This is a genomic window from Streptomyces sp. NPDC021020 (genome assembly GCF_044333285.1).
GTDB lineage: Bacteria > Actinomycetota > Actinomycetes > Streptomycetales > Streptomycetaceae > Actinacidiphila.
On sequence record NZ_JBIRQQ010000009.1, the window covers coordinates 263186 to 286052 of the forward strand.

Annotated in this window: 24 protein-coding genes and 1 pseudogene; 15 read left to right on the plus strand and 10 right to left on the minus strand. The window is 72.8% G+C overall.

From position 1 onward, the window contains the following. The first annotated feature begins 33 nt into the window (after positions 1-33). Genes sufD through ACH4SL_RS27200 form a run of 6 tightly spaced genes read left to right on the plus strand, consistent with a single transcriptional unit; the run spans position 34 to position 4388 of the window. A complete protein-coding gene (gene sufD / locus ACH4SL_RS27175; protein ID WP_398450090.1) occupies positions 34-1203 on the plus strand; it encodes a Fe-S cluster assembly protein SufD in 1170 nt (389 codons plus the stop codon). Further along, positions 1200-1529, plus strand: coding sequence for a non-heme iron oxygenase ferredoxin subunit (locus tag ACH4SL_RS27180; protein ID WP_398450092.1), 330 nt, complete (start codon positions 1200-1202; stop codon positions 1527-1529). Before sufD ends, ACH4SL_RS27180 begins: the two co-directional genes overlap by 4 nt. Positions 1530-1536: 7 nt before the next feature. Beyond that, positions 1537-2301, plus strand: coding sequence for a Fe-S cluster assembly ATPase SufC (sufC, locus tag ACH4SL_RS27185; RefSeq protein WP_398450094.1), 765 nt, complete (start codon positions 1537-1539; stop codon positions 2299-2301). A gap of 26 nt (positions 2302-2327) precedes the next feature. Next, positions 2328-3575, plus strand: coding sequence for a cysteine desulfurase (locus ACH4SL_RS27190; RefSeq protein ID WP_398450340.1), 1248 nt, complete (start codon positions 2328-2330; stop codon positions 3573-3575). A gap of 13 nt (positions 3576-3588) precedes the next feature. Continuing rightward, positions 3589-4053, plus strand: coding sequence for a Fe-S cluster assembly sulfur transfer protein SufU (sufU, locus tag ACH4SL_RS27195; RefSeq protein WP_398450096.1), 465 nt, complete (start codon positions 3589-3591; stop codon positions 4051-4053). After that, positions 4050-4388: a metal-sulfur cluster assembly factor gene (locus ACH4SL_RS27200; RefSeq protein ID WP_398450098.1), complete on the plus strand. Its 339-nt coding sequence runs from the start codon at positions 4050-4052 to the stop codon at positions 4386-4388. The genes sufU and ACH4SL_RS27200 overlap by 4 nt, the downstream gene beginning before the upstream one ends. Positions 4389-4439: 51 nt before the next feature. On the opposite strand, the gene ACH4SL_RS27205 is transcribed toward ACH4SL_RS27200, so the two are convergent. Next, positions 4440-6044 (minus strand): MFS transporter, encoded by a 1605-nt coding sequence (locus ACH4SL_RS27205; protein ID WP_398450100.1) that lies wholly within the window; start codon positions 6042-6044, stop codon positions 4440-4442. Between the two features lie 92 nt (positions 6045-6136). Here ACH4SL_RS27205 and ACH4SL_RS27210 point away from each other — a divergent pair, with 92 nt between their 5' ends. Then, positions 6137-6781 carry a TetR/AcrR family transcriptional regulator gene (locus ACH4SL_RS27210; RefSeq protein ID WP_398450102.1) on the plus strand — a complete coding sequence of 215 codons (645 nt, stop codon included), beginning with the start codon at positions 6137-6139 and terminating at the stop codon, positions 6779-6781. Between the two features lie 138 nt (positions 6782-6919). Here ACH4SL_RS27210 and ACH4SL_RS27215 read toward each other — a convergent pair whose 3' ends face one another. After that, positions 6920-7711: an alpha/beta fold hydrolase gene (locus ACH4SL_RS27215; RefSeq protein WP_398450104.1), complete on the minus strand. Its 792-nt coding sequence runs from the start codon at positions 7709-7711 to the stop codon at positions 6920-6922. Positions 7712-7822: 111 nt separating this feature from the next. On the opposite strand from ACH4SL_RS27215, the gene ACH4SL_RS27220 reads away from it, so the two are divergent. Beyond that, the gene (locus ACH4SL_RS27220; protein WP_398450106.1) at positions 7823-9625 is read left to right on the plus strand and encodes a DUF2264 domain-containing protein; all 1803 of its coding nucleotides are present in this window, start codon (positions 7823-7825) and stop codon (positions 9623-9625) included. Positions 9626-9651: 26 nt separating this feature from the next. Here the strand turns inward: ACH4SL_RS27220 and ACH4SL_RS27225 are convergent, their stop codons facing one another. Continuing rightward, a complete protein-coding gene (locus ACH4SL_RS27225) occupies positions 9652-10047 on the minus strand; it encodes a cupin domain-containing protein (RefSeq protein WP_398450108.1) in 396 nt (131 codons plus the stop codon). A gap of 52 nt (positions 10048-10099) precedes the next feature. Between ACH4SL_RS27225 and ACH4SL_RS27230 the strand changes: the two genes are divergently transcribed. Both ACH4SL_RS27230 and dapD read left to right on the plus strand, forming a co-directional pair. Further along, complete coding sequence (locus ACH4SL_RS27230) at positions 10100-11062, plus strand: helix-turn-helix domain-containing protein (protein WP_398450110.1); 963 nt, start codon at positions 10100-10102, stop codon at positions 11060-11062. A 393-nt stretch (positions 11063-11455) separates the two neighbouring features. Next, on the plus strand, positions 11456-12436 hold the full coding sequence (gene dapD / locus ACH4SL_RS27235; RefSeq protein ID WP_398450112.1) for a 2,3,4,5-tetrahydropyridine-2,6-dicarboxylate N-succinyltransferase: 981 nt from the start codon (positions 11456-11458) through the stop codon (positions 12434-12436). 19 nt (positions 12437-12455) lie between these two features. Here dapD and ACH4SL_RS27240 read toward each other — a convergent pair whose 3' ends face one another. Then, positions 12456-14111, minus strand: coding sequence for a hypothetical protein (locus tag ACH4SL_RS27240; protein ID WP_398450114.1), 1656 nt, complete (start codon positions 14109-14111; stop codon positions 12456-12458). A 422-nt stretch (positions 14112-14533) separates the two neighbouring features. Between ACH4SL_RS27240 and ACH4SL_RS27245 the strand changes: the two genes are divergently transcribed. Further along, positions 14534-16003, plus strand: a complete 1470-nt coding sequence (locus ACH4SL_RS27245; RefSeq protein ID WP_398450116.1) for a hypothetical protein — start codon at positions 14534-14536, stop codon at positions 16001-16003. A 108-nt stretch (positions 16004-16111) separates the two neighbouring features. Then, entirely contained in the window at positions 16112-16618 is a 507-nt protein-coding gene (locus ACH4SL_RS27250; protein ID WP_398450118.1) for a hypothetical protein, read from the plus strand. An 89-nt stretch (positions 16619-16707) separates the two neighbouring features. Here ACH4SL_RS27250 and ACH4SL_RS27255 read toward each other — a convergent pair whose 3' ends face one another. Continuing rightward, on the minus strand, positions 16708-17148 hold the full coding sequence (locus tag ACH4SL_RS27255) for a MarR family winged helix-turn-helix transcriptional regulator (RefSeq protein ID WP_398450120.1): 441 nt from the start codon (positions 17146-17148) through the stop codon (positions 16708-16710). A gap of 103 nt (positions 17149-17251) precedes the next feature. On the opposite strand from ACH4SL_RS27255, the pseudogene ACH4SL_RS27260 reads away from it, so the two are divergent. Then, positions 17252-18177, plus strand: a pseudogene (locus tag ACH4SL_RS27260) (zinc-binding alcohol dehydrogenase family protein). 65 nt (positions 18178-18242) lie between these two features. Here the strand turns inward: ACH4SL_RS27260 and ACH4SL_RS27265 are convergent. The 5 genes from ACH4SL_RS27265 to ACH4SL_RS27285 all read right to left on the minus strand — a co-directional run bounded on the left by ACH4SL_RS27265 (position 18243) and on the right by ACH4SL_RS27285 (position 21451). Beyond that, positions 18243-18887: an HNH endonuclease family protein gene (locus ACH4SL_RS27265; protein ID WP_398450122.1), complete on the minus strand. Its 645-nt coding sequence runs from the start codon at positions 18885-18887 to the stop codon at positions 18243-18245. 302 nt (positions 18888-19189) lie between these two features. Beyond that, positions 19190-20401 (minus strand): TerD family protein, encoded by a 1212-nt coding sequence (locus tag ACH4SL_RS27270; protein ID WP_398450342.1) that lies wholly within the window; start codon positions 20399-20401, stop codon positions 19190-19192. Between the two features lie 79 nt (positions 20402-20480). After that, a complete protein-coding gene (locus tag ACH4SL_RS27275; protein WP_398450124.1) occupies positions 20481-20699 on the minus strand; it encodes a DUF397 domain-containing protein in 219 nt (72 codons plus the stop codon). Then, positions 20699-20926 (minus strand): DUF397 domain-containing protein, encoded by a 228-nt coding sequence (locus ACH4SL_RS27280; RefSeq protein WP_398450126.1) that lies wholly within the window; start codon positions 20924-20926, stop codon positions 20699-20701. Before ACH4SL_RS27280 ends, ACH4SL_RS27275 begins: the two co-directional genes overlap by 1 nt. Before the next feature lie 87 nt (positions 20927-21013). Next, positions 21014-21451 carry an ATP-binding protein gene (locus ACH4SL_RS27285; RefSeq protein WP_398450128.1) on the minus strand — a complete coding sequence of 146 codons (438 nt, stop codon included), beginning with the start codon at positions 21449-21451 and terminating at the stop codon, positions 21014-21016. A gap of 313 nt (positions 21452-21764) precedes the next feature. Here ACH4SL_RS27285 and ACH4SL_RS27290 point away from each other — a divergent pair, with 313 nt between their 5' ends. Together ACH4SL_RS27290 and ACH4SL_RS27295 are read left to right on the plus strand one after the other, a co-directional pair. After that, on the plus strand, positions 21765-22616 hold the full coding sequence (locus ACH4SL_RS27290) for a helix-turn-helix domain-containing protein (protein WP_398450130.1): 852 nt from the start codon (positions 21765-21767) through the stop codon (positions 22614-22616). Between the two features lie 25 nt (positions 22617-22641). Next, positions 22642-22851 (plus strand): DUF397 domain-containing protein, encoded by a 210-nt coding sequence (locus ACH4SL_RS27295; protein ID WP_398450132.1) that lies wholly within the window; start codon positions 22642-22644, stop codon positions 22849-22851. The last annotated feature ends 16 nt before the right edge of the window (positions 22852-22867 follow it).

Here is a 22867-nt window from a genome sequence, read left to right on the forward strand (position 1 = left end):
AGTTCCTCCCGAAAGAGAGCTGTACGACTAGCCATGGCTGACATCACCCCTGCGGGCAGCACCACGGACGGTGCCATCACGGTGGGACAGCCCGCCGACGCCCGGGTCAGCGCGGCCCCGTCCTACGACGTGGCCGACTTCCCGGTGCCGCACGGACGCGAGGAGGAGTGGCGCTTCACTCCGCTGGAACGGCTGCGCGGGCTGCACGACGGCACCGCCGAGGCCACCGGCGCCCTGCGCGTCGAGGTGACGGCGCCGGAAGGCGTCACCGTGCAGACCGTGGACCGCACCGACCCGCGGGTCGGGCGGGCGGGCAAGCCCGTCGACCGGGTCGCCGCGCAGGCGTTCAGCTCCTTCGAGAAGGCCTCGGTCGTCAGCATCCCCAAGGACACGATCCTGACCGAGCCGGTCAGGATCGCCGTCCACGGCGAGGGCGGCACGGTCTTCGGCCACCAGGTCGTCGAGGTCGGCGCCTTCGCCGAGGCCGTCGTCGTCATCGACCACACCGGCGACACCACCTTCGCCGGCAACGTCGAGTACCTGATCGGCGACGGCGCCAAGCTCACCGTGGTGTCCGTGCAGGACTGGGCCGACACCGCCGTGCACGTCGCCCAGCACACCGCGCTCGTCGGCCGCGACGCCGGCTTCAAGTCGGTCGTCGTGACCTTCGGCGGCGACCTGGTCCGCCTCCACCCGCGGGTCGTCTACGGCGCCCCCGGCGGCGAGGCCGAGCTGTACGGGCTGTACTTCACCGACAAGGGCCAGCACCAGGAGCACCGGCTCTTCATCGACCACGACACCCCGCACTGCCGCTCCGACGTCGCCTACAAGGGCGCCCTCCAGGGCCAGGACGCGCACGCGGTGTGGATCGGCGACGTGCTCATCCGGGCCGCCGCCGAGGGCACCGACACCTACGAGCTCAACCGCAACCTGGTCCTCACCGACGGCGCCCGCGTCGACTCGGTGCCGAACCTGGAGATCGAGACCGGCGAGATCGTCGGCGCCGGTCACGCCTCCGCGACCGGCCGCTTCGACGACGAGCAGCTCTTCTACCTGCAGTCCCGCGGCATCCCCACCCAGGAGGCGCGCCGCCTGGTGGTGCGCGGCTTCTTCGGCGAGCTGGTCCAGCAGATCGGCCTGGCCGATCTGGAGGAGCGGCTGATGGCGAAGATCGACGCGGAGCTGGAGGCGTCCGTCGGATGACCACCACCGACGCGTACGTCGCCGTCTGCAAGCTCGCCGAGCTGGAGGAGGACACCCCCCGCCGGGTCGAGGTCGACGGCACCCCGGTGTCCGTCGTCTCCACCGGCGGCGACGTCTTCGCCATCTACGACATCTGCTCGCACGCCAACGTCTCGCTCTCCGAGGGCGAGGTCGAGGACTGCCAGATCGAGTGCTGGCTGCACGGGTCCCGTTTCGACCTGCGCACCGGCCGCCCCTCCGGGCTGCCCGCCACGCGGCCCGTGCCCGTATACCCCGTCAAGATCGTTGGGGACGACGTGCTCGTCTCCGTCACCCAGGAGTCCTGAGTCACCCATGGCCACGCTTGAAATCCACGACCTGCACGTCACCGTCGAGGCCGACAACTCCACCAAGGAGATCCTCAGGGGCGTCGACCTGACCGTGAAGCAGGGCGAGACCCACGCGATCATGGGTCCCAACGGCTCCGGCAAGTCCACCCTCGCGTACTCGCTCGCGGGCCACCCCAAGTACACGATCACCGGCGGCACCGTCACGCTCGACGGCGAGGACGTCCTCGCGATGAGCGTCGACGAGCGCGCCCGGGCCGGCCTCTTCCTGGCCATGCAGTACCCGGTCGAGATCCCCGGCGTCTCCGTCTCCAACTTCCTGCGCACCTCCGCGACCGCCATCCGCGGCGAGGCCCCCAAGCTGCGCACCTGGGTCAAGGAGGTCAAGGAGACGATGGAGCGGCTCCAGATGGACCCCTCCTTCGCCGAGCGCAACGTCAACGAGGGCTTCTCCGGCGGTGAGAAGAAGCGGCACGAGATCCTCCAGCTGGAGCTGCTCAAGCCGCACATCGCGATCCTCGACGAGACCGACTCCGGCCTGGACGTCGACGCGCTGCGCATCGTCTCCGAGGGCGTCAACCGGGTCCGCGAGTCCGGCGAGGTCGGCACCCTGCTGATCACCCACTACACGCGCATCCTGCGGTACATCAAGCCCGACTTCGTCCACGTCTTCGCCGCCGGCCGCATCGCCGAGTCGGGCGGCGCCGAGCTGGCCGACAAGCTGGAGGAAGAGGGCTACGAGTCCTACGTGAAGGGCGGCGCTTCCGCGTGACACTCCCCCCGCCGACCCGGCGGCCCCTGCCCGGCCTCCTGGACACCGAGGCGATCCGCAAGGACTTCCCCGCCCTCGACCGGGTCGTCCACGACGGCAAGAAGCTCGTCTACCTGGACAACGCGGCGACCTCGCAGAAGCCGCGCCAGGTCCTCGACGTGCTGAACGCGTACTACGAGCGTTCCAACGCCAACGTCCACCGCGGTGTGCACGTGCTCGCCGAGGAGGCCACCGCGCTGTACGAGGGCGCGCGCGACAAGGTCGCCGCGTTCGTCAACGCGCCCAGCCGCGACGAGGTGATCTTCACCAAGAACGCCTCGGAGTCGCTCAACCTGGTCGCGAACATGCTCGGCTGGGCGGACGAGCCGTACCGGGTCGACCGGGACACCGAGATCGTCATCACCGAGATGGAGCACCACTCCAACATCGTCCCGTGGCAGCTGCTCTCGCAGCGCACCGGCGCGACGCTGAAGTGGTTCGGGCTCACCGACGACGGCCGCCTCGACCTGTCCGACATCGAGCAGGTCATCACCGAGAAGACGAAGATCGTCTCCTTCGTGCTGGTGTCCAACATCCTCGGCACCGTCAACCCGGTCGAGGCCATCGTGCGCCGCGCCCAGGACGTCGGCGCGCTGGTGCTCATCGACGCCTCGCAGGCCGCCCCGCACATGGTGCTGGACGTGCAGGCGCTCGGCGCCGACTTCGTGGCCTTCACCGGCCACAAGATGGTCGGCCCGACCGGCATCGGTGTGCTGTGGGGCCGCCAGGAGCTGCTGGAGGACCTGCCGCCCTTCCTCGGCGGCGGCGAGATGATCGAGACCGTCTCGATGCACTCCTCCACCTACGCGCCCGCGCCGCACAAGTTCGAGGCCGGCACCCCGCCGATCGCCCAGGCCATCGGGCTCGGCGCGGCCGTGGACTACCTCACCGCGATCGGCATGGACAAGATCGCCGCGCACGAGCACGCGCTCACCGAATACGCGCTGGAGCGGCTGCGCGACGTCCCGACGCTGCGGATCATCGGCCCCGACACCGCGCAGGACCGGGGCTCGGCGCTCTCCTTCACGCTCGGCGACATCCACCCGCACGACGTGGGCCAGGTGCTCGACGAGCAGGGCATCGCCGTCCGGGTCGGCCACCACTGCGCGCGCCCGGTCTGCCTGCGGTACGGAATTCCCGCGACCACGCGAGCGTCGTTCTATCTGTACTCCACCCCGGCCGAGGTCGACGCTCTGGTCGACGGGCTGGAGCAGGTCAGGAACTTCTTCGGGTGATGGCGGTGCTGCTGTGAAGCTGGACTCGATGTACCAGGACGTGATCCTGGACCACTACAAGCACCCGCACGGGCGCGGCCTGCGCGAAGGCCAGGCCGAGGTGCACCACGTCAACCCGACCTGCGGGGACGAGATCACCCTGCGGGTGCGGATGGACGGCGAGGTCGTCGGCGACGTCTCGTACGAGGGCCAGGGCTGCTCCATCAGCCAGGCCAGCGCGTCCGTCCTCAACGACCTGCTGGTCGGCAAGGAGCTGGCCGAGGCGCGGAAGATCCAGGAGACCTTCCTGGAGCTGATGCAGTCCCGCGGCCAGATCGAGCCCGACGAGGCGATGGAGGAGGTGCTGGAGGACGCGGTCGCGTTCGCCGGCGTCTCGAAATACCCGGCGCGGGTCAAGTGCGCGCTGCTGAGCTGGATGGCCTGGAAGGACGCGACGGCGCAGGCGCTGTCCGGCACCACCCCCGAGGAGACCGCATGACTGACGGCACCGAGGTCGCGCTGAAGCCGGCCTCCGAGGAAGAGATCCGCGAGGCGCTGTACGACGTCGTCGACCCCGAGCTGGGCATCGACGTCGTCAACCTGGGCCTCATCTACGGCATCCACGTCGACGACTCCAACGTCGCCACCCTGGACATGACCCTCACGTCCGCGGCCTGCCCGCTCACCGACGTGATCGAGGAGCAGGCCCAGACGGCGACGGAGGGCATCGTCTCCGACCTGAAGATCAACTGGGTCTGGATGCCGCCGTGGGGCCCCGAGAAGATCACCGACGACGGCCGCGAGCAGTTGCGTGCCCTGGGCTTCAACGTCTGAGCTGCCCTCTGCGCAGGGCGGTGCTCATCAGGGGCGCGGGGAACTGCGCGCTCAGCCCCCACCGGGGTGCGGGTCGTCACCGGCCCGAAGGGGCAGTTCGGTTCGTGCCGGACCACCGGCCGGTGGTGGGTTGCTCGCGCAGTTCCCCGCGCCCCTACGGGGCGCCCCGCGCTCGCGGATGGCCAGGGCCATCAGGCCTGCCGCCAGGCAGAGGACGCCGGCCACGGCGAAGACCACGTTCGTGGCGTGGACGAACACCGCCGCGGCGGCGGGCTCCGCGCCAGCCCTCGCCGAAGCAGCGGCACCGTGAACACCCTCGTGGGCAACGATCGCTCCGTACAGCGCGAACCCGAACGACGTCCCCAGCTGCTGGGCGAACCGCAGGGACCCCGTCGCGACCCCGAGGTCCGCCGGGTCCACGGAACTCTGCATGTACTGCAGGCCCAGGCCGAGTGACTGCCCGATCCCGATGCCGAGCACGAAGCAGCCCGCGCCGATCAGCCAGTAGCTGGTGCCCGTCCCTATCCGGCCGAAGGCAATGAGCACCACGGCCTCGAAGAGGCCCGCCGCGACCAGCAGATACTTGAACTTGCCCAGCGTGTCGACGATGGCCTTGGCCACCGGCACGGACGCCAGCACCCCGGCGGCGATGCACGCGGTCAGCAGGCCGGCGCGTCCGGTGCTCAGACCGCGGCCGATCTGCAGATAGCCGTTGACGTAGAACAGGCCGCCCGCGACACCGACCCCCGCGACGAGCGAGACGGGCATCATCATCCGGAAGACGGGGTTGCGCAGCAGGGTGAGCGAGACGAGCGGCTCCGGCGCGACGAGGCTGCGCCACACGAAGCAGCCCGCGAGGAGCACCGCACCCGCGCCCAGCGCCGCGACCGGCGCCGACGACCAGGCGTAGCGGCTGCCGCCCCACTGGGCCACGAGCAGCGCGCACGCGCCGAAGCCGCCGAGCAGCGCGGCGCCGAGGAAGTCGATCCGGCGGCGCACCGGGCGCTCCGGCAGCCGCAGGGCCAGTGCGAAGACCGCGAACGCCGCTGCCGCGACGGGCAGGTTGACCAGGAAGACCCAGTGCCAGTTCAGGCTGTCGGAGATCAGCCCGCCGAGCGTCGGCCCGAGGGCCATGCCGATGCCGAACATGACCGCCGCGCCGACCCCGACGGCGTTGGACGGTTTGACCGTACGGTCCGGATCGCCGTCGTCGTCGCGGTCGTCGAAGAGGGTGCCGGTCAGGACGAGGGTGATGGCGGTGAGCCCGCCCGCGCCGAGCCCCTGCACGGTGCGGGCGGCGATCAGCTCGGTGAGCGTTTGCGAGACGCCGCAGCCGAGCGAGCCGGCGGTGAAGAGCCCCAGCGCGACGAGCAGCAGCGGCTTGCTGCCGTACTCGTCGGCGAGCCTGCCGTAGAGGGGTACCACGATGCAGTCGGCGAGGGCGTAGCACGAGGTCAGCCAGGGCAGCGCGGCGATGCCGTGGACCGGGTCGAGATCGGCGACGGTCTTCCACGCCACGGCGGACACGATGTTGATGTCCAGGATGGCCAGCAGCAGGACGGTGATGGCGGCCGCGCCCACCAGCTTGACCTGGCGGGTGTTCATCAGCAGGACCGGCCCGTCGTACACGGGGGCCCAGGTGTTCTTGTCTCCCATGCGAATTACACTAGGTGTAAAAATGCTCGAAGGCAATCTTTGTAGTGAGTGTAATAGTCAACCGGGGCGAACATTCTTGGTAGAATCCGGCCATGGCTGACGAACTGGGGCTGCGGGAGCGCAAGAAGCTGCGGACGGGCGAGCGCATCTCCGAGACGGCGGTCGCGCTCTTCCTGCGGGACGGCTTCGACCGGGTCTCCGTCGCGGATGTCGCCGCGGCCGCCGAGGTGTCGAAGAAGACCGTCTTCAACTACTTCCCGACCAAGGAGGACCTGGTCTTCCACCCGCTGCGGGACCATGTGGACGAGCCCGCCCGCGTCGTCAGGTCCCGGCGGCCCGGCGAACCGCCGGTGGCCGCGTTGCGGCGGCACTTCCTCGCGGGCCTGGCCGCCTCCGACCCCAACACCGGGCTCGCCGACTACCCGCAGTTCCTGGGCTTCCAGCGCATGGTCACGGAGGCGCCCAGCCTGAAGCTGCGGCTGATGGAGCAGTGGATCCGCAGCGAGGACAGCCTCGCGCAGGCGCTCGCCGAGGCCCTGGGCGCGGCGGAGGGCGACGACCCGTCGGGGGAGGTCGTGCCGCGCGTGCTCGCGGGCCAGGCCCTCGCGGTCCAGCGGGCCCTGACGGTACGCAACCTGGAGCGGATGCTCGCGGGGGAGCGGGCCGCCGACGCCCTCGCGCAGGCCACGGCGGAGGCGGAGCTGGCGTACGGGCTGCTCGCGAAGTCCTTCCCCTGACCCGGGCGGCGGGCGGCGGGCGGGTGCCGACGCGGCCGGCGACGAACTCCGGCGAGGGCCTTCGCCCGACCCGGGCGGCGGGCGGGCGCCGATGCGGCCGGCGCCTGACCCCTGCGGTGGGCGGTGGGCGGCCCCGCCTCAGCCGGCGAGCGTGTCGAGCAGGGCCGCCAGCTCCGCCGGGCCCTCGACATGGGCCAGGTGGCCCTGGTCGGGCAGTTGGTGCACGGCGGCGCCCGGCACGAGCGAGCGGACGTCCTCGAAGGCGGTCCCGTACGGGGCCAGGCCGCGGTTGCGCGCGCCGATGATCAGGTCGACGCGCTCCGCCCGCCCGCCCAGGGCCCGCGGCTGCGCGGCGTTGAGCGCGGCGATCTCGGCGTACAGCGGCTCGCTGAGGCGGCGCAGCACCTCCCAGGTCGCCCGGTCGGCGCGCAGCTCCTCGACGTACTGCGCGGAGAAACCGGAGATCCGCCGGTTGACGATCTCGACCGCCCGGTCCAGGTCCGCCGCCGCGTCCGCGGCCCTCAGCTCCTCCAGCGCGTCCGCTCCGAAGGGCCGGACCACCGGCTCGTACCCGATCAGCTGCCGGACCGGGCGCTCCTCGGCGGCCAGCAGCGCGACGAGCGCCCCGTAGCTCCAGCCGAACACCGCCCGCGGCTCGCCGAGCGCGTCGAGGACGGCGCCGAGGTCGGCGACCTCGGTACGCAGCGAGTAGCCGTCGCCCAGCGGCCCGGACGGGGCGCGGCCGCGCCGGTTGACGACCGCGACCGAGGGCCAGGCGGTGAGCGCGCCGGCCACGTCCCGCCAGCCCTGCGCGTCGCTCATCACGCCGGGAAGTACGAGCAGACCGGGCGCGCCCGGCTCCCCGTACACCTCGACGGTGACCCAACTGCCGCCGGACACCGGGACCTTGTGCCGTATCGCGTGCTCCATGCGGCCATTGTGGCCCACCGGCCTCGCGGTCCTCGCGGCGGGAGGGGCGTTGACGTGCGCGGCAGTAGTTGCGAAAGTTGTCGCAACATCGGCGTCGGGAGGGCGGTCCCCATGGGCAGCGGTACGGATGGCGGAGCGGGCGGCGCGTCCGCGCGGGCGGAGATGCAGGGCTACGCGCGGGAGCTGGCGGACGCGCTGCCGCCGTACGCGAGCCCCGGCGGGGCCAGGATCCGGCTCGGCGTCAACATCGCCCACCACCCCGACACCGCCGCCGACTTCGAGGGCTACGCCCGCCCGCTGTGGGGCCTGGCCCCGCTCGCCGCGGGCGGCGGCGACTTCGCGCACTGGGACCTGTGGGCGCGCGGGCTCGCCGCGGGCACCGACCCCGCCCACCCCGAATACTGGGGCGAGCCGCGGGACATCGACCAGCGCACGGTGGAATCCGCCGCGCTCGGCTTCGCCCTCGCCCTCGCCCCCGACAAGCTCTGGGACCCGCTCAGCGGCGCCGAGAAGGACCGCGCGGGCGCCTGGCTCGCCCGCTTCCTCGACGCCCGCACCCCGGACAACAACTGGAACTTCTTCCCCGTCATGGTCTCCCTCGGCCTTGACCGGGTCGGCTACGCCCACGACCGCGACGCCCGGCACGCCCGCCTGGACCGGCTGGAGACCTACGCGCTCGCCGACGGCTGGTACGCCGACGGCCCCACCCCGCAGCGCGACTACTACATCCCCTGGGCCATGCACTTCTACGGCCTCATCTACGCCGCCCTCGCCGGTGACGAGGACCCCGCCCGCACCACCCGCTTCCGGCAGCGCGCGGGCGAATTCGCCCAGGGCTTCCGGCACTGGTTCGCCGCCGACGGCTCCGCCGTGCCGTACGGGCGCAGCCTCATCTACCGCTTCGCGCAGGGCTCCTTCTGGGGCGCCCTGGCCTACTCCGGCTCCGACGCGCTGCCCGCGGGCGAGGTCAAGGGCCTGCTGATGCGGCATCTGCGCTGGTGGCGCGACCGCACCGGCAGCATCGCGCCCGACAAGCTGCTCAGCATCGGCTACGGCTACCCGCAGCCCGCCGTCGCCGAGCAGTACAACGGGCCCGCCTCGCCGTACTGGGCGATGAAGGCCTTCCTGCCGCTCGCGCTGCCCGCCGCCGACCCCTTCTGGGCCGCCGAGGAGCAGCCGCTGCCGGACGACCTGCCCGGCACCCTCGTCCAGCCGCCCGCGGGCGCGGTCCTCTCCCGCTCCGGCGGGGACGTCACGCTGCTCAGCGGGCTCCAGCAGAACACCTGGGCGCGCGGCGGCCCCGCCAAATACTCCAAGTTCGCCTACTCCACCCGCTTCGGCTTCAGCCTCCCGGCCGGTGACCTCGGCCTGGTCCACGGGGCGTACGACTCGGTGCTCGCCGTCAGCGACGACGAGGGCGAGCCCGTGCACTTCCGCGTCCGCGAGACGTGCGAGGAGCCCGAGGCCCTCGTCGAGGACGGCACCGTCCGCAGCACCTGGCGGCCCTGGGCCGACGTCGAGATCACCACCTGGCTCACCGCCGCGGGCCCCTGGCACCTGCGCACCCACCGCATCCGCAACGGGCGCGCCCTGCACACCGCCGAGGGCGGCTTCGCCGTCGACCGCGACGGTACGGGCACCCGCCGCGAGACCACCCCGGGCCGGGCGCTGGCCGCCGGACCCGCGGGCGACCTCAGCGGCCTCGCCGACCTGCCCGAGCCCGGTGCAGCGCCGCGCGAGGGCCACGTCGTCGAGGCGCTCCCCGGCACCAACGTCCTGGCCGTCCGCACCGCGATCCCCACCCTGCTGGCCCACCTCCCCGCGGGCGAGCACTGGCTGCGCTCCGCCGTCCTGGGCGCCGGGCCCGAGCAGGCGGCGGCGTGGGAGGCCGGGCCGCCGGCCGCGCGGTACTGACGGGCCGGCCGCTCGGCGGTGACGGGTCAGAGCGCGAGGGGGTGGCCGGTCGTGGCGTCCACGTGGTCCGGCACCTCCTCGTGACTGTCGCCCACGGTGAGCGTGCCGGTGGGCTCCAGCACCATGATCGACGCGCCCTCCGCGGAGGACGGGCAGTGCTCGACGCCCCGGGGCACGGTGAAGACCGACCCCCGGGGCAGCACCACCGTGCGCTCACCGGCAGGCTCGCGCAGCGCGATGCTCAACTCCCCGTCCAGGACCAGGAAGAACTCGTCCGTGTCGTGGTGCGCGTGCCACACGTGCACGCCCCGCACCTTCGCGACCCGCACGTCGTAGTCGTTGACCCGCGTGACGATCCGCGGGCTCCACAGGTCGTCGAAGGAGGCGAGGGCGGCGGCCAGGGCGGTGGGTTCAGTCGTCATGCCGATCATCCTCGGGCAGCGCGAACCGCCGCGGCAGTGCTAGGAATCGCATATGCCGCAAGGATCCTCGCACCGTGTCGTCGTCCTCGTCGACGACAACTCCAACCCCTTCGAACTCAGCTGCGCGATCGAGATCTTCGGCCTGCCCAGGCCCGAACTCGGCCGCGACCTCTACGACTTCGCGCTGTGCGCGGCCCGGCCGCAGACCCGCATGCGGGACGGCTTCTTCACGCTCGGCGGCGTCGCCGGACTCGACGCGGCCGACACCGCGGACACGCTGATCGTCCCCAACCGGCCCGACGTCGAGGCGCCCCGGCCCGCGGCCGTACTCGACGCAATACGCCGCGCGCACGCCCGCGGGGCCCGGATCGTCGGCTTCTGCAGCGGCGCCTTCACCATGGCCGAGGCCGGCATCCTCGACGGGCGCCGCGCCACCGCGCACTGGCGCTGGGCGCACCTCTTCCGGGCGCGCTTCCCCGCGGTGCGGCTCGAACCCGACGTGCTCTTCGTCGACGACGGCGACATCCTCACCGCGGCGGGCAGCGCCGCCGCGCTGGACCTCGGGCTGCACGTGGTCCGCCGCGACCACGGGGCGGAGGTCGCCAACGCGGTGAGCCGGCGGCTCGTCTTCCCCGGCCACCGGGACGGCGGGCAGCGCCAGTTCGTCGAGCGCCCCGTGCCCGAGCTGCGCGACCACTCGCTCGGTCCCGTCCTCGCGTGGGCCCTCGAACACCTCGACGCGCCCCTGACCGTCGCCGACCTCGCCGCACGCGCCGCCGTCAGCCCCGCGACCCTCCACCGCCGCTTCCGCGCGCAGCTCGGCACCACGCCGCTCGCCTGGCTCACCGGCGAGCGCGTCGCCCTCGCCTGCCGCCTCATCGAACGCGGCGAGCCCCGCATCGACGTCGTCGCCCGCCGCACCGGCCTCGGCACGGCGGCCCACCTCCGGGACGTGCTCCGCCGGGTGACGGGACTCTCCCCGTCGGCGTACCGCGCCCGCTTCGGCGCGGCGTGAGGGCGCTCCGGGCTGCGCCTTGCGGTGGCGTACGCGACCTTCCCGCCGCGGGGGCTTGTCGCGCAGTTCCCCGCGCCCCTGGTTTGTTGCCCTGCGCGGCATGAGCGAACTCTTGCCACGCAGGGTGAGCGTTTTCAGGGGCGCGTGGGGGCACCTCCCAGGCGGAGCCTGGGGGAGAACGGAGCGCTCAGCCCCCACCGGGGGAAAGAGGGCATGCCACGCCAAGTGGCAATCACCTGGGGGCGCGGGGAACTGCGCGCGTAGCCCACCACCGGCGGAAGGTCGCGTACGCCACCGCAAGAGGCACCCCGGGGCGGAGGGGCGGGCCCCGGGAGGGGCTGGTCGCGGCGGGCCGGGTGCGGGGACGGGGGAGGCAAGCGCTAGCGTCGGGGTATGAATGACTTCCGCGCCTCCGGCGCCCTCAGCGTCGGACTTGCGACCGTCGCCGACGACGGCACCGTGCTCGACACCTGGTACCCCGCTCCGCAGCTCACCGCGGAGCCGGGCCCCGCGGGCACCACGCGGCTGACCGCGGACGAGGCCGCCGAGGCCCTGGGGAGCGCGGCGCCCGCCGCGCTGGGCCCCGACCCGCGCCGCGGCGTCGAGGTGGTCGCCGTCCGCACCGCCATCGCGTCCACCGACGACAAGCCCCTCGACGCGCACGACGCGTACCTGCGGCTGCACCTGCTCAGCCACCGCCTGGTCCGCCCGAACCAGCAGAATCTGGAAGGGCTCTTCGGCGTCCTGGCCAACGTCGCCTGGACGTCGATCGGCCCCGTCCCGGTGCCGCGGCTGGAGGCTGCCCGGCTCGCGGCCCGCGCCGAGGGCCTGCACCTGTCGGTGTACGGCGTGGACAAATTCCCCCGGATGACGGATTACGTCGTCCCGTCCGGCGTGCGCATCGCCGACGCCGACCGCGTCCGGCTCGGCGCGCACCTCGCGTCCGGCACGACCGTGATGCACGAGGGCTTCTGCAACTTCAACGCGGGCACCCTCGGCTCGTCGATGGTGGAGGGCCGCATCTCGCAGGGCGTCGTGATCGGCGACGGCTCGGACATCGGCGGCGGCGCGTCCATCATGGGCACGCTGTCCGGCGGCGGCACGCAGATCGTCTCGGTCGGCGAACGCTGCCTGCTGGGCGCCGAGTCGGGCCTTGGCATCGCGCTGGGCGACGACTGCGTCGTGGAGGCCGGCCTCTACGTCACCGCCGGCACCCGCGTCACCCTCCCGGACGGCGAGATCGCCAAGGCCGTCGAACTGTCCGGCGCCGACAACCTCCTCTTCCGCCGCAACTCCACCACCGGCAAGGTCGAGGTCCTCCCCCGCACCGGCTCCTGGGGCGGCCTGAACGCGGCCCTCCACGCCCACAACTGACCCGCAGGGACGGCGGACGTCACCGCCCGCAGGCGGCCCCCTGCCCCTGCGGGTCGGTGACCGCGACATCCTCCATCCGCACGCTGAAGGACCGGGCCCGGTCAGGATCCCAGGCCCACAGCCGATCCCCGTCGCCCCCGAAGGTGAGCACGGCGTGGCCGGTGGGCACGGGACCGTCCCACACCGGGATGTCGGGCGCGAGCGGCTTCACGCACATCAGACGCCCGTGGAGACCGAAGTACGGTGCCGGGTCGCGGCCCGCGCGGGCCGCCGCCGCGGTCCGGTTCGCCGCGCTGTCGGCCTGCTGGAGGCCCACCAGGAGTGCCGTTCCGACGTAGACCACGGTGAGCAGCGGGACGAAGAGCCACACCAGATGCGGCGTGACGACGAGCTGGTGGAAATGCCGGGCCCATCCGGCGGCGCTCAGGAAGAACAGCGCGAAGGCCGCGGCGACCAGCACCGGTTTGAGGGCCACCACGTAATCCGAGCCGACCTCCATCGGCACCGACCCGGCCGGTATGCCGAAGGTCTCGTCGAGGTAGACGGTGTACATCAGGTGCCCGAACCAGGGCAGCACGAGCGCGGCGGGCGCGAGGCTCAGCGGCAGGATCCAGCTGGCGTTGCGGCTGAACCACGAGTGCGCCAGGGCCAACCAGACGCCCCAGCCGACGAGGCCGCCCACGACGACCACCGCCACGGCGACCACCTGCTGCCGGGGCGGTCCCGGCGCCAGCCGCTCCACGACGAACCCCGTCACCGATATGAGCACGCTGCCCGCCAGGCCGTACGCCCAGACCCGTGACCGCGGTCGACGCAGCGGCGCCGGTGGTTCGGGGACGATCACGCTGCCCAGCGGACCGGCCAGGCCGAACACGGGCAGCAGGGTCAGCGCCTTCCACGGAGGCGGCGCCGCGTAGGCGGCCATGCCCGCGACGAGCAGCGCCAAGGCCGCCAGGCCGAACAGCACCGACTGTTCCACGGTTTTGTGCCTGCGCGCGGTCTCGTCGGGGAAGCGCGTGACGCCCCGGCCGCCGAGCGGTACGCGGATGACGTGAGTGCCGGGGCTGTACCGCTCGTCGCCCAGGGTGCGTGTGGCCAGCGCCGCTTCGGCCGTCGCGGACATCGCGCGTCCGGGCACGCTCAGCATGCCCTCCAGCTTCGGGAAGCCGTTGCGGACCCACCACGAAGTGAGCCGTTGCACACGCGTGCTGCCGTATGTCGGGCTGCGGTGGATCCGGTAGACGGGCTGGTTCCGGTGCGGCTGGCGGACGAGTGCAGCTTGCTGGACCCACATCCCGACCTTGTTGCTCGCGGCCAGCCGTTCCACGTGCCGCACCGCCGCTTGCACCGCTCCGCGCTCCGCCCCGTACAGCCGGGCCTCGACGACCAGGACGACGTCCCCGGCCGCCGTGGCGAGCTGCTCCTCCGCGGCTGCGCGGCGTACCGGCCAGCCGCGTTCCTCCAGCAACTGCTGCGCCAGCTCGCGATGATGCGCCTGGTCCACCACGTCCACCAGCATCAGGACACGGCGGTTGAACGGGCCCTGGGACAGCGGACCGGAAGGACCGGTGACCACCGGCGGCACGACGGACGCAAGGCCCGGAGCGCGCGGTGCCGGGACGGCGCGCGGGCGTGCGGCATGCCACCACCGGCGCAGTGCGGTGAACCGGAACACGACTGGCCTCCCTCCGGGTGGAACGGTGATCGCGGGACGTAAGGGACAGTGTGCCGCCACCCACTGACACCCGGGCTCCGGGCGGCGTCGCCCCTGCGGCGCGGCACCGCCCGCGCGGCCCCACCCCCCTAGGGGGTGGCGTGTGGGTCTGCGCGGCGTCGCGTGCCCCGGTGCGCACATCTTCCCCCTGCCTTCGGCGGGAGGTGCCCCCAGCGTTGTCCTCGGTCGACAACTCCCCCTGAGGCTTCGCCCCGGGGGGACCCCAACCGCGTTGCCTCCCTCCTCCGCCTTGCAGCTGCACGCACCGGACCCCGCTCCTTCCTCCACGCAGACCCACACGCCACCCCCTAGGCTGAGGGGGAGCAGAGCGGTGCGGGTTGCCGCCGCAGATGTGGCCGATCGCCGAAGAGGGAGCCTTCCCGATGTCCGCAAGTCCTTTCGTCCTGCCGCCGGTGCGGCTGCTTCCCGAGGGCGACCTCGCCCGGTCGGCGCTGGACGTGCCGCTGCTGGAGCGGGCGCTCCGGCTGGCCCGGTGGGCCGCGCCCGAGCGCGTGGTGGACGCGGCGGGGGAGCTGCTGGAGGCCGATCTCGTCGTGGCCGCCGGGGAGTTGGGGCTCTCCCTGGAGGAAGCCGACACGCTCGGCGAGACCGCGCAGGCGTGGGCCGCCGCCGTCGACTCCGGGCTGCTCGCCCTGGAGATCGAGGAGGAGGCCGAGGAGTCCACCCCGCAGGGCGAGGCCGCCGGGCGTGCGGTGCCGGGGGAGAACCTGGACGCCGTGGCCGCCGGTGAGGTGCAGGACGTGCTGGACGCCTGGCTCGCCACCGCCGAGTCCGCGCTCGCCGAGGCTGCCGCCCCGGACCTGGAGAGCCTGCACGACTCCGAGGAGGGCGAACTGCCCGAGTGGGACCCGGAGGCGGAGGCCGACTTCCTCGACACCGCGCTGGCCAACCTCTACACGCTCGCCGCCCTCGACGACGGCTCCGAGTCCGTGCAGGGCGCCGTACCGCTGCCCGTCCTCGCCGCCTCCCTCGTCGTGCCCGACGAGATGGAGCAGCCCAGCGACGCCGTCCTCGAAGAGGTCACCGAGGTCATGCTGCGCCTCGACGACCACTTCCGGCTGCTCGCCCCGACCGGCCTCGTCGACTACCAGCCGCTCGACGACGCCCTCATCGAGGACGAGGACGATCCCGGGCTCCCCGAGCCCGGCGACGACCTCGACCCCGACGAGATCTCCCGCTACGGGCTCGTCCGGCTCACCCCGCTCGGCCTCTACGGCCTGCGGCAGCTCCTGCTGGACGCCGGCGCGTCCGCCCCCGTCGTCGGCGACCTCGCCGGCGCCCCCGGCGCCGAACTCCTCGACGCGCTCGCGGGCTACCCCGACCGCCTCGCCCGCGCCGAGGCGGAGGGCTGGCTCGCCGACCGCAAGCCCGCCGAGGCGGCCCGCGAGCTGCTCGCCGCCGCCCGCGGCACGGACGACGGCGCCCCTTCCCGGCGGCTCATGTGCCAGCAGACCCTCACCCTCGTCGGGGCCGGGGCGGAACCCGCGATCCGCGAGGTCCTCGACGACCGCCAGCTCGGCGGGCTCGCCCGCGTCTGGCTCACCGAGAGCGGCGCGCAGGACGTCCCGGCGCCCGACGCGGAGATGGTCTACTGGCTCACCGTCGACACGCTCGCCGCGCAGCTCGCCGCGGGCGACGACCATGAACTCCTCTCCGAGCTGGTCGCCGACCTCGTCGCCCGCCACGACGGCTTCTTCGACGCGGCCTGGCGCGTCGACCACCCCGCCACCGCGGACGTCCTCGAAGCGATGGGCCAACTCCACCCGGACCGCCGCTCCGCGAAGGCAGCCCGCAAAGCCGCATTCAAGGCCCGCTCGCGCGAGGCCCACTGACCTTCCCCCGCGGGGCGGCGCGCCCGCGGTGGCGCTCCGCTCGGAGGATTCGAGTCCGGCCACGGACCGGGTTCCGTGGCCACCTCCCCGCCAGACTCAGGAACACCTATGGCCGAGACGCTGATAACGACCACATTCGTCACCACACCGGCGACAGTGCTTCGCTCGTACCGGGCCTGCGCCCGGCAGGGGTACCTCCAGCGACTGGCCGTCACCTCCGGTCTCGTGGCAGCGGGGGCTGCTCTGGTGGTTGTCGGGCTCGTCGCCGTGCCCCGGATCGCCCCGGCCGGTGGAGCACTCATGCTCTTCGGCGGGGGGTTCTTCCTGCTGCGCGAGCGTTCTGTCCGGCGGCAGTTGGCGCCCTACCTGAAGGGGAACCGGGAGGTCACCGTCACCATGACGGACACGGAATACCGCACTCAGGGCGAGGACCGGGCCACCTCGCGGACGTGGACGACGTTTCGGAGCGTCTCGCGGGTCGGCGACTTCTGGGTGTTGCGCCTGTCCCCGCAGATGGCCATGGGCCTGCCCGTCGAGGCGCTGGACGAACAGCAGACAGCCGCCTTCCTCGAACTGCTGCGGGAAAAGGGACTGCACACGGCCCTGGCCCCCTGAGCCGGTTGCCGGGGAATTCGCATCGGCCGAGCCGCGGCCGCCCCGGAGTTCGCCGCCGGGGCGGCCGTACGCGTACCGGCCGCGAGGGGTCATGCCACGCCGCTGACGCGCCGCAGCATGTCGAGGAACTGCGCGCGCTCGGCCGTCGAAAGAGGCTCCAGCAGGCGGTCGTTGGCCTCCTGGCCGGCCACCGTGCAGTCGGCCAGGCGCTGTTCGCCCGCGGCCGTGAGGCGTACCGCGTTCTTCCGGCGGTCCGCCGGGTCGGGTGCGCGGACGACGAGGCCGGCCGCCTGGAGGTCGTTGAGCACGCCGACCACGTCCTTCGGGTCGAGCGCGACGGCCCGGCCCAAATCGGCCTGGGCGACCGGCCCGAGGTCGGCGAGGGCCGACAGGACCACGTGGTGCCACATCTTCATGTCGTGCCGCGCGAGCGCGTCCGCGACCAGCGCCCGCCCGCGGGCCGCCGCCCGCCCGAGCAGCCAGCTGGGGAGGCCGCGGATGCTGCTGGGGGCCTGCGGATTCTCCGTCATGCCCGGCAGCATACGAGAAAACGTTGGACATCCCCATGACTTTGGGATTACCGTTGGGATCTCCAACGAATGCTCCACGGGTCACGACGGGGGTCGATCGCGCATGCGGCGTATACGGTACGAGGACGGCGGCGCGCCGGACGGCGGGCTCTTCCTGGAGGAGGTCCCGGTCCCGGAGCCCGCGGCCGGCGAACTGCTCGTCGAGGTCGCGGCGGTGGGCGTCACGCTCCCCGTCGTCCGCAAGGTGCGCGCGGGCGGCCCGCCCGTCCCGCTCGGCGGCGAGGTCGCGGGCGAGGTCGTGCGCGTGGGCGAGGGAGTGACCGGCTTCGCGCCCGGCGACCGCGTCACGGGCCTGTGCTTCGGGCACGGCTACGCCGACTTCGCGCTGCTCAACTCCGCGATGGCGGTGCGCGTTCCGGCGCAGGCGTCCGCGCGGGAGGCGGTCGCGCTGGTGCGCAGCGGGGTCGTCGCGCTCGGGGCGCTGGAGGCCGCGCAGGTGGCGCGGGGCGAGTCCGTGCTGATCACCGCTGCCGCGAGCGGGGTCGGCCATCTCGCCGTGCAGCTCGCCCGGTTGCGAGGCGCGGGCCGGGTCGTGGGGGCGGTGGGCGACCCGGCGAAGGCCGATTTCGTCCGCTCGCTGGGCGCCGACGACGCGGTGGCGTACGGGGATTCGGTGTGGGGCGAGCCGTACGACGCCGTACTCGACGCGGTCGGCGGGGAGTTGCTGGGACCCGCGGTCCGCGCGCTCGTGCCCGGTGGGCGGCTCGTCGCGTACAGCTCGGGCGGCGGCACGATCGAGCGTACGACCTGCTGGCGGGCGGCAAGTCGGCGATCGGCTTCCAGATCGCGCGGGTGGCGAGGACGCAGCCGGAGCGGTACGCGGGCTGGGTACGGGAGTTGTGGCGGCTCTTCGCGGCGGGCACGCTACGGCCCGCCGTGCACGGGGAGTTCGCGCTCGCCGACGCGGGCCGGGCGCACGCGGTGATCGAGGCGCGGGCGAACCGCGGCAAGGTCGTGCTCGTGCCGTGAGGCTCCTGCGGCGTCACGGCCGCCCCGGGTACGCCGCCGGGGAGGCCGTAACGATTCTGCCCGTGTCAGCAGCCGTTCAGGATCGAGCTGAGCTTCGTCTTCTCGGCGCTGTCCACGGTGAGGCCGTAGTAGTGCTTGACCTGCACCCAGGCGCGCGCGTAGGTGCACTGGTAGGAGGCCTGCGGCAGCCACTCGGCCGGGTCGCGGTCGCCCTTGGAGCGGTTGGAGGACGCCGAGACGGCCAGCAGCTGCGGGCGCGTCACGTCGTTGGCGAAGGCCTGCCGCTGCGCGGTGGTCCAGGCCCAGGCGCCGGAGCCCCAGGCCTCGGCGAGCGGCACGAGGTGGTCGATGTCGAAGGAGGACGCGCTGGTCGTGGTCACCCCGTCGTAGACGCTCTTCCAGGTGCCGGCCGTGGCCTTGCACGAGCTGTCGGTCGTCACGCCGGTGCCGTCCCGCTTCAGGACGTACTCGCGGGTGTCGCAGGTGCCGGAGATGGTGATCCAGGTCGGGAAGAGATCCCGGTTGTACGTCGAGCCGTGGGTCTCGGCGGTGGCCGTCATGCCCGAGAGGTAGGAGCGGGCGGTGGAGGCGGCGATGGGTGTGGGCAGTGCGGCCGAGGCGCTGCCGCTGCCGGCCAGCAGGGCGGTGGCGGCGAGTGCGGCGGTGCCGGCGGTGGCGGCTATGCGGTGGGCAAGACGGTGCGTGGACATGGCTGATCGCTCCCGGGGCTAGGGGGGTTGAGGGTGCGGGGGCGTACTCACACCAGCGTCCCGGCCCGGGGTCTATGCGGGTAGATGCGAAGCGGTAAAATTTAGGTGGCCATGACACTACGGGGAGTGTGCGGCCCCCGGCGCACCACCGGACGGCCCAGTTCCGTAAGCGGAATTGGGCCGTCCGGTGGGTGTGGCGGCGCGTCAGGAGCGGTGGGGTGCGCTCGCGCCCGGCGGGGCGCGTCGGGACGCGCGGGGCGCGTTTGCGACCCGCCGCCTGGACGCCCTTTGCTGCTCGCCCGTCAGAGTGCGGCGGCGCCCGGCTGGACGAGGGCCCTGGCGGTCTGCCCGTCGGCGAAGGTGCCGAGCGCCGTCATGTCCCACTCGCCGGAATACTGCCGGACGAGCTTGGCCATCAGCACGCCCGTGCGCGGCTCGCTGCCGGTGAGGTCGAAGCGGACCAGCTCCTCGCCGGTGGCGTCGTCGAGCAGCCGGCAGTACGCCTTGGCGACGCCGTCGAAGGTCTGCCCCGAGTAGGAGTTGACGGTGAAGACCAGGCCCGTCGCGTCCTGCGGGAGGCGGCCGAGGTGGACCACGATCGTCTCGTCGTCGCCCGAGCCGTGGCCCGTCAGGTTGTCGCCGGAGTGCTTGATCGCGCCCTTCTGGGCCTTCTTGTGCCCGAAGTAGCACGTCTCCAGGTGGTTGCGCTGCGCGCCGTACACGATGACGGACGCGTCCAGGTCGATGGCCCGGCCGCCGTACGCGGGCTCCCAGCCGAGGCCCATGCGGACCGAGGACAGCAGCGGCCTGCCCGCTTTGACGAGGGAGACGGTCTCGTTCTTGCGGAGGTTGACGCGGCCCTTGTCGAGGCTGATCCGCGCGGGCGGGGCGGGCGGCGCGGCGGGCGCCGCCGGGGGCGCGGACGGCGGGGGCGGCGGCAGGTGGGTGGCCGCGGGGCCCGCGGGGGGAGCCTGCGCCGCGGGCGGGGCGGGGGTTTGCGCGGCGGGGGCCTGGGCGGCGGGCTCCTCCACGCTGACGCCGAAGTCGGTGGCGATGCCCGCGAGCCCGTTCGCGTACCCCTGCCCGACCGCGCGCACCTTCCAGGCGCCGCCCCGGCGGTAGACCTCGACGACGACGAGCGCCGTCTCGGGCCCGAGCCCGGTGGGGGCGAAGGTGGCGATGACGGCGCCGTCGTCCGCGCCGCGCACGGTGGCGGTCGGGACCGTGCCGGAGAAGGCGCCGCCGCCGTCGATACTCGCGGTGACGACGACCTTCTCGATACCGGCGGGCACGAGCGTGGTGTCCACGGTGATGGAGTCGGGCGCGCCGCCCCCGCCCGCGCGGTGCGTCACCCCCGGGCCGCCCTGCGGCTGGTTGTAGAAGACGAAGTCGTCGTCGGAGCGCACCTTGCCGTCAGCGGCGAGCAGCAGGCCCGAGACGTCCAGCCGCACCGGCGCGCCGACCTCGACGGTCACACGGGGTACGGGCAGCGGCACATTCGAGCCAGGGGTCATTGCGGTCATGTCCGGTTAACGACCGGCCCGTCTTTGCGGTTCCATTACCTACCGCCGTCCGGGTACGCCCCCCTGGGTGCTACGCCCCCAGCCCGCCCGCCGCGGCGGCCCGGACGAACCCGGCGAACGCCTCCGGCGGGAAGAGCAGGGCGGGCCCGTGCGGGTCCTTGCTGTCGCGCACGGCGCGGGTGCCGTCGGGGAGGGTGGCGACCTCGACGCAGTTGCCGTTGTTGCCGGAGTAGGACGACTTCACCCAGGCCAGTCCGGCGGCCGAGGCGGATGTGCTGTGCGGGTGCATTATGCGTTCCTCCCGCCGAGGCGGCTGTTCGTCGCGGCGGCGGCGAAGTCGTCGAAGCCATTCTGGGTGAAGAGCAGGGCGGGCCCGTGCGGGTCCTTGCTGTCGCGCACGGCGCGGGTGCCGTCGGGAAGGGTGGCGACCTCGACGCAGTCGCCGTTGTTACCGGAGTAGGACGACTTCACCCAGGCCAGTCCGGCGGCCGAGGCGGACTCGATGTACGGCTGCATGGCTCATGCATGTCCTCGCGGGCCCCGCCCGAAACCGGAGCTTCGGCGCACACCGGTCGCCCCCCCCGGCGGGGGGCGACCGGCTGGTCAGGCCCTGCCGTCCGTGCAGACGGCCCAGACCATCTTTCCGATGCCCTCGCGCTCGCTCACGCCCCAGCGTCCGGCGGTGATGCTGTCCACCAGGGCCAGGCCACGGCCGGACTCGTCGTCCGGGGTGGGGGTACGGGGCGCAGGTGCACCGGGGTTCGCGTCGTGAACCTCGATGCGTACCGCCGCGTCCAAGCGCTCGAAGCGGGTCCGGATGACGTGCCCGCGCGGCTCGCGGGCGTGCTGGACGCTGTTGGAGACCAGCTCCGAGACGACGAGAGCCGCGTCGTCGGCGAGGTGGGGCAGGCTCCACGTGTCCAGGCTGCTGACCAGCAGCCGCCGCGCCCTGCCCGCGGAACGCGGCCCGTGCGGCCAGGACTTCTCGACGACGAGGGGCGGATTCCCGTCGGCGCCCGGCCCCGGTGCGCAAGCGGTCATCGCTCGGCCCTCCTGCCCTCGCCGGGGCGGTGACTATGCTCGTACATGTCGGCGCTCCTCAAAAAGTGTTGGCCACGCCCCCGGACCGGTCGCATCGGTCGCGGGGGTCTTTGCGTGCGTCGGCGGCCGGTGCGCGCGCAGCGCTTGGCTGAGCGCACATCAGCGAGCCGCCATTGCAGGCCAGTTGGCCGATCGGAAAATCCAGCATGCGCCGGACGATGGCCCCTTCGCAACCGAATCGCCTGGGAATTGTTCCAACGGCACCCAGGCGCTAGCCTTTTCATCCTCGTTCGTGAACACGAAGGGAGGGCCAGTGGCTGAGTCACGCCCGACCGTGCGACGCCGTCGCCTCGCCACTGTTCTGCTGCGCCTGCGGGAGGAGGCAGGCAAGACCCCTGAGGAAGCCGCCGACCGGATCGGCTGCCACCGCAGCAAGATCAGCCGCATCGAGAACGCCCACCTCGGCGTCTCGCTCGGTGAACTCCGCGATCTCCTGACCTTTTACGGCGTCGACGACCCCGAATACGTCGAAGGCCTGGTCGACATCGCCCGCCGCAGCCGGGAGCGCGGCTGGGTCCAGCAGGTGTGGGACGAACTCCCGTCGTACGCCGACCACATCGACTACGAGCAGACGTCGAACTACATCCGGTCGTTCCAGCCGCTGCTGATCAGCGGCCTGTTCCAGACGGCTGATTACGCCCGGGCGTTGTATCGCGCGAACCCCGCGATGCTCAGCGACGAGAGGATCGAGCAACTGGTCGCCATTCGCATGCAGCGCCAGGAGATGCTCGACAGCGAAGCTGCTCCCCGTATCTGTCTCATCGAAGGCGAAGCGGCACTTCGAGGGAACGTCGGTGCGGGAAAGACCATGGCCGGGCAGCTCGACCAGCTTCTGGCTCTCGCGGAGCGCCCCAACATCACACTCCAGATGCTGCCGTTCAGTGCGGGCGCACATGCCGGTCTCACTGGAGGGTTTGTGCTGTTCAGCTTCCCGAACCCGGCGTTTTCCGAGGTCGTGACCGTCGAGCACCGTACGGGCACGGTCTATCTGGAGACGCCGGAGGAGACTGACACATATAACCTAACCTTCGACTCGCTGAGGTCAGCCGCCCTGAGCCCGACGGACAGCCGCGCCCTGATACTCCGGGTCAAGGAAGAGCTGTAGACCACGGGAAACAGGGGTACGCACCATGCTCGCAACGGAGTTGAGCGACGCCGTCTGGCGCAAGAGCAGCTACAGCGGGGGCGACTCCGGTGGCGGAGAGTGCGTGGAGGTCGCCGGGCTTGCCGGGCGTACGGCCGTACGGGACAGCAAGGACGCGGAAGGCCCCGCGCTGGTCTTCCCGGCCGCGTCCTGGGCCGCCTTCGTCGCCGACGTCAAGGCGGGGCACATCGCCTGAGGCCCTCGCGTACGAG